This window comes from Pseudomonadota bacterium, from assembly GCA_010028905.1.
Classification (GTDB): Bacteria; Vulcanimicrobiota; Xenobia; order RGZZ01; family RGZZ01; genus RGZZ01.
In genome coordinates this window covers 1-9,810 of the sequence record RGZZ01000165.1, presented here as the reverse complement: position 1 = coordinate 9,810, position 9,810 = coordinate 1, and the positions used below count along the sequence as shown (strand labels likewise).

The 9,810-nt window shown below is 67.0% G+C and carries 6 protein-coding genes; 5 read left to right on the top strand and 1 reads right to left on the bottom strand.

The features are described from left to right. The first annotated feature begins 40 nt into the window (after window positions 1–40). Window positions 41–499, top strand: a complete 459-nt coding sequence (locus tag EB084_12610) for a response regulator (protein NDD29098.1) — start codon at window positions 41–43, stop codon at window positions 497–499. A 71-nt stretch (window positions 500–570) separates the two neighbouring features. Then, window positions 571–2,844, top strand: coding sequence for a GAF domain-containing protein (locus EB084_12605; protein NDD29097.1), 2,274 nt, complete (start codon window positions 571–573; stop codon window positions 2,842–2,844). A 6-nt stretch (window positions 2,845–2,850) separates the two neighbouring features. Here EB084_12605 and cphA read toward each other — a convergent pair whose 3' ends face one another. Next, window positions 2,851–5,469: a cyanophycin synthetase gene (cphA, locus tag EB084_12600; protein NDD29096.1), complete on the bottom strand. Its 2,619-nt coding sequence runs from the start codon at window positions 5,467–5,469 to the stop codon at window positions 2,851–2,853. A 223-nt stretch (window positions 5,470–5,692) separates the two neighbouring features. On the opposite strand from cphA, the gene EB084_12595 reads away from it, so the two are divergent. The 3 genes from EB084_12595 to EB084_12585 all read left to right on the top strand — a co-directional run. After that, entirely contained in the window at window positions 5,693–6,622 is a 930-nt protein-coding gene (locus tag EB084_12595; GenBank protein ID NDD29095.1) for a cyanophycinase, read from the top strand. 130 nt (window positions 6,623–6,752) lie between these two features. Beyond that, complete coding sequence (polA, locus tag EB084_12590; protein NDD29094.1) at window positions 6,753–9,506, top strand: DNA polymerase I; 2,754 nt, start codon at window positions 6,753–6,755, stop codon at window positions 9,504–9,506. Next, window positions 9,506–9,810, top strand: a 305-nt coding sequence (locus tag EB084_12585; protein NDD29093.1) for a hypothetical protein, incomplete at its 3' end; no start/stop codon positions are given. The genes polA and EB084_12585, both read left to right, overlap by 1 nt.

The window sequence follows — 9,810 nt, the reverse complement described above, 5'->3', positions numbered from 1 at the left end:
GAAGTGAAACGCATCCACGCGCGCGACTTCCTGTTCCGGGTTGCAGCGCGCATCGAAGCGCAGCGCCTGCCCTGGGCATCGGGCGGCTTCGCAGACCACGGAGGTGCGGGCTTTGACCGCCGACACGAACAAGAAGATTCTCATCGTCGAAGACGATCAGCACATCCGCAAGCTGTTCAACATCCTCGTTCGCAAGGACGGCATCGATATCGATGAGGCCGTCGAAGGCAACGAGGCGCTCGAGAAGCTGCACGCAAACCGATACGATCTCGTGATCCTCGACATCATGATGCCGAACGTCGACGGCTTCTCCATCCTCAAGGACATGCGCGAGCGGCCGGAGACGGCCCAGGTGCCTGTCATCGTCGTGACGGCAAAGACCGAGGACAAGGACCTGATGAAGGGCTACAGCCTCGGGGCCAACTACTACATCACGAAGCCGTTCGAGCCGCAAGATCTCATCCACAGCATCGAGCTCATCCTCAAGGTCAAGTACTGAGCCAGACGCGCGCCCGGCTGCCGATGGGTCGCGGCAGGGCGTTGCCTCGCCGAAGGGGGAGGTGAGCTGCGATGCCTGATCTGTCAGCGCTCGCCAAGCCGCTGCGCAAGCGCATCCGCGCACTCAGCGCGCTGCACGACGAGGCATTGGGGCTGGTGCTGTCGCGTGATGCCGCGTCGGTGCTCACGCACATCGTCGAGAACGCGGGCAAGGTGCTCTCCACCGAAGCGTGCCACGTGCTCTTCACCGAACAGGGGGGGCCGGCACTCATCGTGGGCGCATGGTGGCATGCCCGGCGCATCGCGCCAGCGCCCCTGCCCGCCTGGTGCGGCCCGCTCGAGCGAGAGGTGATGAAGACCCGCCGCGCCACGCTGTTCACCCAGGTGGGCGATCGCGGAGCCCCCTTTGAGAACGGCCCCGACAGTCTCTTCGTCGTTCCCCTGGTCTTTGGCGAGCGGGTCGTCGGCACACTCACCGCCGTCTTCGCAGACCCGTGCGTGATGCACGCGCGCGAGATATCCGCGTTCGAGCGGTTGGCGATTCCAGCCAGCCTCGCCATCGAGAACGCAAAGCTCCAGCTCGAGCAGGCACGTCAGTCTGAGGGGCGCCGCCTCATGCTCGAGGCGGCCCGGCTCGCGGCCAGCTCCCTTCAGGTGGGGGAGGGCATGCATGGGTTTGCGGAGATGTGCGCCCGAGCGCTGCAGGCGTCGCACTGCATCATCCTCTCCGACGACGAGGGGGGAGACTGCCTTCGGGTGTGCGCCTCCTGGGGACTCGATGGCCTTCAGCGCCTGCACATCGGCGAGCTGCTGCGCTTCTTCCCGGCGCAGGAAGAGCTCTCGCGGCTCGTCTTCGAGAAGCGCAAGGCGCGGGTCGAGGCTGACCTCGACGCTGTCGATCTCGGCCCGACCGAGATGTTCCTCACCACGCTCTGCGGCGCGCGCGCCCTTGGGGTCTGGCCGCTCGTCTCCCAGGAGACCTGCACAGGCCTGGTGTTCGTCATGCACACCACCTCCGGCATGTTCGCGCCGTCGCAGATCGATCTCATCTACGGTGTCGTGCGACAGGCGAGCATCTTCCTCAGAAACGCCCGACTCATTCGTCAGCTCGAGGATCGGGTCGAGCGTCTCGAGGCGATCAGCCGCCTCACCGAAACGGTGAGCTCGACCCGTGAGCTCTCCTCGGTGTTTGGCAGCGTGGTGGCCAGCACCGGGAAGTTCGTCGCGTGTGACTGGTCAGGCCTGATCATCGTCGACCGCGAGCACGCACTGATGCGGCTGTCGGTGTCCACCGCCGATGACGGCGGGCTGTCGAAGCGCGAGATCACCTTTCCCCTCGCGCACACGCTCGTGCAGGAAGCCCTGGCTGGCCAGGGACCCGTTCTCCGGCACGACATCGACGACGCGGAGGGCGGGTTCGAGCAGTACCTCTCGGGTCGCGGCATGAAGAGCTTCATGCTCGTTCCGCTCATCGTTCGGCGCGAGACGGTGGCCGCGCTGGCGCTTGCGAGCCGACGCCGCCGTGCCTTCGAGTCTCACCACGAGGCACGGGTCCGTGAGCTTGCCCGCCATCTGGCCATGGCCATCGAGAATGTGGCCATGTTCGACGAGATCAGCCGCATGAACCAGCATCTGCGCAAGATGGACGCGGTCAAGTCCGACTTTCTCTCCACCGTGGCGCATGAGCTGCGAACCCCGCTCACCATCATCAAGGGCTACCTCTATGTTCTCCTCAAGGATCCACGTCGCTTCGATGACGCGGTGCTCGACATCCTCGAGACGGTCGACAGCCAGACCGATCTCCTCAAGGAGCTCATCGAGAACCTGTTGTCGCTCTCTCGTCTCGAAGCCAACAAGGGGCTCATGCGCATGCACGTGCAGGAGGTCCGGCTCGATTCTCTCGCGACCGAGATCTGCTCCAACTTCCGGCTGGCGGCGCGCAAGAAGGGTATTCTCCTGGGCGCAGATGTGCCCGTGGGGCTCTCGGTGAACGCAGATCGCGGCATGCTGACCCGCGTCTTCTACAACCTGGTGGGCAACGCGCTCAAGTTCACGGCAGACGGGCGCGTCGAGATCCGGGCCTGTCGGCTCGACGACGGCTCGGTGCAGGTCGAGGTGGCCGACACGGGGGCTGGCATCGCTCCCGAGAACCTGGAGCGCATCTTCGAGCGCTTCTTCCATGTTGCCGGCAGCGACGGCCGAACACCGGGCGGCACGGGGCTGGGTCTGTCCATCGTGCAGCAGATCGTGCGTGCCCACGGAGGGCAGGTGCGGGTTCTGAGCGAGCTGGGGCGTGGCAGCACGTTCATCTTCACGCTTGCCGCCGATCCGCCCGCGCAGGAGTAGGGGGGGTCAGCCGCGTCGCGCGGCGCTGATCTGCTCCCAGCAGCGCAGCAGATCGTCTCCCAGGATCACCACGAGGTCGTCACGGCGCCCCAGCTTCAGCGCGCAGTCTACCGCTTCCGGCTCGACCGGGATGATGCGCAGGTTCTCGTCGGTGGTCTCACGCCCCGCCGCCGCTCGCCCCGCGCGCACGCCCGCCTCGAGAATCGATGCGGTCTCTCCCGGCGCGCGTCCCCGGCGATTGTCGTCTTCCTTGATGATGAGAACGTCGAAGATGGCGCCCGCGAGCTCGCCCAGTCGGGTCAGGGCGCTGTTCTGACGGTCGCCAGGCCCGGCGATGACGCCGATGCTCCGCTGCTTGTGGAAGGCCCGCACGAAGCTGGCCATCTCCTCGAAGGCCGCGGCGTTGTGGGCGTAGTCGAGCAGCACGCGGAACCCCTTCACGTCGACCAGGTTCATGCGTCCCGGGGTCAGATGGAACGAGGCGTCGAAGGTCTGAAGGCCCTGGCGGATGTCCTCGATGGCCACCCCCGCGAGATGGCACATCAGTGCCGCGGCAAGGGCGTTCTTGATGTTCGCGCTCGACGTGCCGCCATAGGTGGCGGGCACCTCCACCACGTTCACCACGGGCATGCGCTTGCGTCCATCGTGGAGGACGATGGTCTGCTGCTCGTAGGTGGCGCCCTTGCCATCGCTCTCCACGTGGCCTCGGAACAGCGCATTGCCTGGGTCATACGAGAACCAGGCCACCTTGCCGTCGCATCGCTCTGCCATGGCCACGCAGCGATGGTCCTCGGCATTGAGAACGCCCCAGCCTCCGGGAAGGACCACCTCGATCACCAGTGACTTGACATTGGCCAGCTCGTCGACCGTGTTGATGCCTCCGAGCCCGAGGTGGTCGTCGGAGACGTTCAGCACCGCGCCGATGTTGCTGCGATCGAAACCGAGGCCCGAGCGCAGGATCCCCCCCCGCGCGGTCTCGAGCACGGCCACATCGATGCTGGGGTCCTTGAGCACCATGCGCGCGCTCCACGGCCCTGTCATGTCGCCGCGTCGCACCAGGTTGCCGTCGATGTAGATGCCGTCGGTGGTGGTGAGCCCGACCTTCTGCCCCGCCATCTTCAGGATGTGCGCGCACATGCGCGCGGTGGTGGTCTTGCCGTTGGTGCCGGTGACGCTGAGGATGGGGACGCGGAACGGCGTTCCCGGCGGGAACAGCATGTCGACCACCGGTCCGGCCACATCGCGCGGCTTCCCCTCGGACGGTGCAACGTGCATGCGGAAGCCCGGCGCCGCGTTCACCTCGATGATCGCGCCGCCGGTGTCGGCGATGGAGGTGCGGATGTCCTTGCAGATGATGTCGATCCCGGCCACGTCGAGCCCGATGACCCGCGCGGCTCGCCGAGCCATCTCGATGTTCTCGAACAGCGCCTCGTCTGTGCGATCGATGGCGGTTCCTCCGGTCGAGATGTTGGCGGTAGCCTTGAGCATCACCATCTGCTCGGCCGCGGGAACCGACGTCAGCGTGAGGTTCTGCTCTCCAAGGAGGCGCATCGTCTCGTCGTCGATCTTCACCCGAGTGAGAACCTTCTCGTGGCCGACGCCGCGCCGCGGGTCGGCGTTGAGCAGATCGATGAGCTCGGTGACCGTGTGCGTGCCGTCTCCCACCACATGGGCAGGCACGCGCTCGGCCACGGCGATCACGTTGTCGTTGACCACCAGCACCCGATAGTCACGCCCCGTGATGTAGGGCTCGAGAATCACGTCCCGGGTGTAGGAGGACGCCGCCTGGAAGGCTTTCTCGAGCGCTTCCGGGGTGCGGATGTCGAGGCTGATGCCGCGACCGTGGCTGAAGTCGAGCGGCTTGGTGACCAGGGGGTAGCCGATCTCAGCGGCCTGCTCGAGTGCCTCCGCGAGGCTTCGAACCACGGCGCCCTGTGGAACAGGGATGCCGATGTCGGCCAGCAGGCGCTTCGTCAGGTTCTTGTCACAGGCGATGTCGACCGAGATCATGCGGGTCAGCGACGTCGTGGTGGCCTGTATGCGCTGCTGCCATCGCCCGTAGCCCAGCTGGACGAGGTTGGCGTCGTTGAGCCGGATGACGGGGATCTTGCGGATCTTCGCCTCGTTGAGGATGGACTGCGTGCTGGGGCCGAAGGCGAGCTCCTCGACCATCGACGCGAGGTCTGCCAGCCGCGGTGCGAGGTCGAAGCTGCGCCCCTCGGCGAGCGCGCCCACCAGCTCGATGGCCAGCCTGCCCGCCGCGATGCCCACGTTCTCCTCGACGTACTCGTACACCATGTTGTAGACGCCGGGCTCGTCGGTGCCCCGTGTCTTTCCGAACTTCACCGGATTGCCGGCGAGAGTCTGCAGCTCGAGGGCCACATGCTCGGCGATGTGCCCCATCCAGGTGCCCGTGCGCAGGCGCTGCACGAAGCCGCCGTGCTGCCCCACCGAGCACTTGTGCTCCCACAGCGTGGGAATGGCTTCGAGCAGGGCGTCGGTGAAGCCCTCGAGGGCGTCGCTCGGGTGCTCTTCGAGGTCGCCGAGGTCGATCACCATGTGCACCAGCGGCTTGAAGGCCCACACGTTCGGGCCCTGGTAGAGACGCGTGCTGCGGATGGTCAGCCCGCGCTCGAAGGTGCGCAGGGGACGGGTGGATTGAACGTGTTCGTTGGGCGTACCGGGCATCGGCGGCGTTCTCCTGAGATTCGTTGGGCCAGGCACGCGAGCAAGGCCTGGGTCGGTGCGTGCGGGTAAATGCGCCGCGTGAACGCCTTTGCCCTGCCCGCAGCCGAGCCCTGCCGCGCCTGCCAGGATTTGATGGGGTTTTCGCCGAACCGGGCGCGACGTGAGCAAGATCGACAGCACCTCCCGCGCATCTGACGCCAAAGAAGCCGCGAGAGCGCAGGCCCTGGCCCGCCTCTCGCAAGGCGCACCCCACGAGAGCCAGAGCTCAGACTCATCGGTCAAGGGCTCGCTCTTCATCATCGGGGGCGCTGAAGACAAGAAGGGCGCCATGCGCGTTCTGCGCCGCTTCGTCGAGCTGTGCGGCGGTTCGTCGGCCAGCATCGGCGTGCTGGCCACCGCCAAGCCCCATTCCCCACAGGCGGCTGATGTCTACGTCGAGCTGTTCCGTGGTCTCGGGGTGCGCGATGTCTACGCCATGCCCATCATGTCGCGCAACGACGCCTTCAATCCCAAGTATGTCCGCTTCATGGAGCAGCTCACCGGCGCCTTCTTCACCGGTGGCAACCAGCTGGCGCTCACGAGCGCCATCGGCGGAACCACGCTGTCTCAGGCGCTCTACCGCATGTATGAGCGCGGCGGGGTGGTGGGGGGAACGAGCGCGGGCGCGTCGGCCGTGTCTCGCCACATGATCATGTCCGGCACCACCGGCCTGTCCCCGCGAAAGGGCAAGGTCATGGTGGGGGCCGGTCTCGGGCTGCTGAAGAACGTGGTGGTCGACCAGCACTTCTCGGCTCGGCGTCGCATCGGCCGCCTGCTCACGGTGGTGGCGCACAACCCCTTCCTGCTCGGCATCGGCATCGACGAGGACACGGCGTGCCACATCCTGCCGGACAAGACCTTCAGCGTCTGTGGGAGCGGCACCGTGACCGTCCTCGATGGGGGTGAGATCACCTACACGAATGTGCCGTTCGTCGACAACACGAACGTGCCGCTGTCGATCTACAACGTGCGCACGCACATCCTCATCGAAGGCTGCGCGTATGACATCGCGCGGCGCGTTCCGCTGAACCCACCGATTCCCGAACCTTGAGCGCCCACCGCATCGCCTGATCGGTTCGCCCACGCTGAGGCCACGCCCCTGGCGCTCTCTGTCTCGGCGTTCGGCGCAGTCGCCTGCCCTCGCGGAGGAACCCTCCGAAGGGGGGCAGAAACTGCGCGCCATGTCTGACTCGCCCGCCAAGAGACGTCTCATGCTGGTCGACGGCCACAGCCTCGCCTATCGCGCCTTCTACGCGATGCCGAAGCTCACCACGCGTCAGGGCGAGCCCGTGAACGCGGTTCTCGGCTTCACCAACATGCTGCTCAAGTCCATCGACACCGAGCAGCCCACGCACGTCGCGGTCTCGTTCGATCGCGGCCGCCCGCTCTCGCGCACGGCGGTCTACGCCGACTACAAGGGCGGGCGCGACCGCATGCCGGAAGATCTCACCACGCAGCTCCCGGTCATCGAGGAGCTCGTCACGGCCTTCCAGATCCCCATCTATGCGACGACGGAGCACGAGGCCGACGATTGCATCGGCACCCTGGCCAGGCGAGCTGAGGCTGAGGGGTTCGACGAGGTGGTGCTGGTCAGCGGTGATCTCGACCTGCTGCAGCTGGTCGATGCGCATGTGCGCGTCATGGCCACGGTGCGCGGCATCACCGATACGGTGCGCTACGATGTTCCGGGGGTGGTGGAGCGCTTCGGCTTCGAGCCGGCGCGCATCCCCGATTTCAAGGCGCTGGCGGGCGACAGCTCCGACAACATCCCTGGCGTCGAGGGCATCGGAAAGGGAACCGCCTCGAAGCTCATCGGGGAGTTCGGCACCGTCGAGGCGATGCTCGAACACCCGGAGGCCCTTCCCCAGCGATGGCGTGATCGGCTCGTGGAGAGCGCGGAGATCATGCACCGCTTCAAGGCCATTGCCACAATCAACACGGCCGTTCCGCTCGAGATCGACTGGGAGGGGTGTCAGTGGTCCGGCGTGCCGCTGAGCGCGCGCGACATCCTCGAGCGGCTCGAGTTCCGGCGGGTGGTGGAGCGCTTGCGGCTCTCGTCTGCGGAGGGGGGGAGCGCCACCGCTGAACAAGGCGGGTCTTCGCGCCGGCCCGACGTCGACGTGTTCGAGACCGATGATGCCGCCGAGGTCACGCAGCGTCTGCAGCGGTCGTCGTCGGCCGATCTTTTCGGGGTTTCATTCGTGCGTGCGGAGGGCCATACCATCGAGGCGGGATTCGCCACCGACCCCGACCACGCCATCGCCCTGGGAGTGGCCTGTGCGTCCGCCGAGGTCGAGCAGCTTACCCTCGAGCCCGCTCCCGCGATGCCCGGCGCCGATGCGGGCACCGTGCGCGCGCTCATCTCGTCGCTCGATCGAGAGGCCTGGACCTTCGATCTGAAATCGCTGATGGTCGAGCTCGGCGATGACATCGACTTCTCGCGATGGCGCGATGTCGGGGTGGCGTCGTACCTGCTCGAGTCGTCGGAGAGCCAGAAGTCGCTGCAGGCCATTGCTGCGCGTCACGGCACGCGGCTGCCTCCGGACGCGGAGGTGATGCTGGGCAAGGGGGCCAAGGCCGTTCCCTGGAGCGCCGTCGATGGCGCCGTTCGCGCCCGCTTTGCGGGAGAGACCGCCGCTGCCACCCTCGAGCTGGCCACTGGGTTGCTCAAGCGCCTGCGCGAGGAGGGCCAGGAGCGTCTCTTCCTCGATGTGGAGATGCCGCTGCAGGCGATTCTCGCGCGCATGGAGCGACGTGGGGTGAAGGTCGACGTGCCCTATCTCGAGGCGCTCGGTCGGGAGCTCGACGGCGAGCTCGACGCGATGCGGCGTGAGATCTGCACCCTGGCGGGCGTCGATTTCAACGTGAACAGCCCGAAGCAGCTGGGAGAGGTGCTCTTCGAGCGCCTGCAGATCCCCGGGGGGCGCAAGACCAAGGTCGGGCAGTACGTCACCGACGCCGACACGCTCCTCAAGCTTGCGCCTGATCATCCGGTGTGCCAGCGCATCGTCGACTACCGTGAGGTGGCCAAGCTGAACGGCACCTACGTCGAGGCGCTGCCGCGCCTGGCCGATGCCGACGGGCTCGTTCACACGTCGTGGAACGCCACCGTGGCGGCGACCGGGCGTTTGTCGTCGTCTGACCCCAATGTGCAGAACATCCCCGTTCGCACGCCGCTGGGAAGGCGCATCCGGCGCGCCTTCGTGGTGAGCCGTCCGGACCGGGTGCTGATGTCGGCAGACTACTCCCAGATCGAGCTTCGGGTGATGGCCCACCTCAGCGGCGACGCGCGGCTGGTGGGCATCTTCCGGGACGGGGGTGACGTGCACGCCGCCACAGCCGCGCAGGTGTTCGGCGTGCCCCGCGAATCGGTGACCTCCGAGCAGCGGCGCGCCTCCAAGGAGGTCAACTTCGGCATCCTCTACGGCATGGGTCCGGACGCGCTGGGGCAGCGCATCGGCGTGAGCCGCAAGGAGGCGCGCGACTTCATCGATCGCTACCTCGAGAACTTCGGCGGCGTGCGCGACATGATGGAGAGAACCGTGCGCGACGCCGAGGACAAGGGTTACGTCGAGACCATGCTGGGTCGTCGCAGGTGGCTGTCTGACATCAACAGCCAGAACCGCATGCTCAAGGCCGCCGCCGAGCGCATGGCCACCAATGCACCCATTCAGGGCACCGCGGCGGATCTCGTCAAGCTCGCCATGGTGGCGCTCGACCGCGAGCTGCCGGAGGCTGAGATGCGCCTTCAGGTCCACGACGAGCTGGTCTTCGAGGTCGAGCGCGATCGCGTGGCCGAGATTGCGCCACGGGTGACAGCCCTCATGGCGGGGGCGCTGCCCATGTCGGTGCCCATCGTGGTCGACGTCAAGGTCGGAGAGAACTGGGCTGAGATGAAGCCACTCGCCCCGCCGCAAGCGGTGACTGGCGCCTGATGTTCCTGCCCGAGGCCGAGTGCGTCCGCCGATGGCTCTCCGAGCGCGTCTCGGGTCGCCGCCTTCGCGCCGTGCACCGGGCGTCGCCCACGGCGCTCGAGGGGGCGCACGATGCGCTGATCGGGCGCCCTTTGACGGGCGTGGAGCGGCTGGGCCGCACCATCACCCTGCGCTTCGACGCGCACGCGCTCGACCTGTGCCCTGGGCGTCGGGGAGCGCTGTTCGTCGGTCGCAAGGATCGCGACGTGCCGGCGCACTGGCGGCTTGCCGTCGAGCTCGACACGGCGGCGCTCTGGCTGGTGGA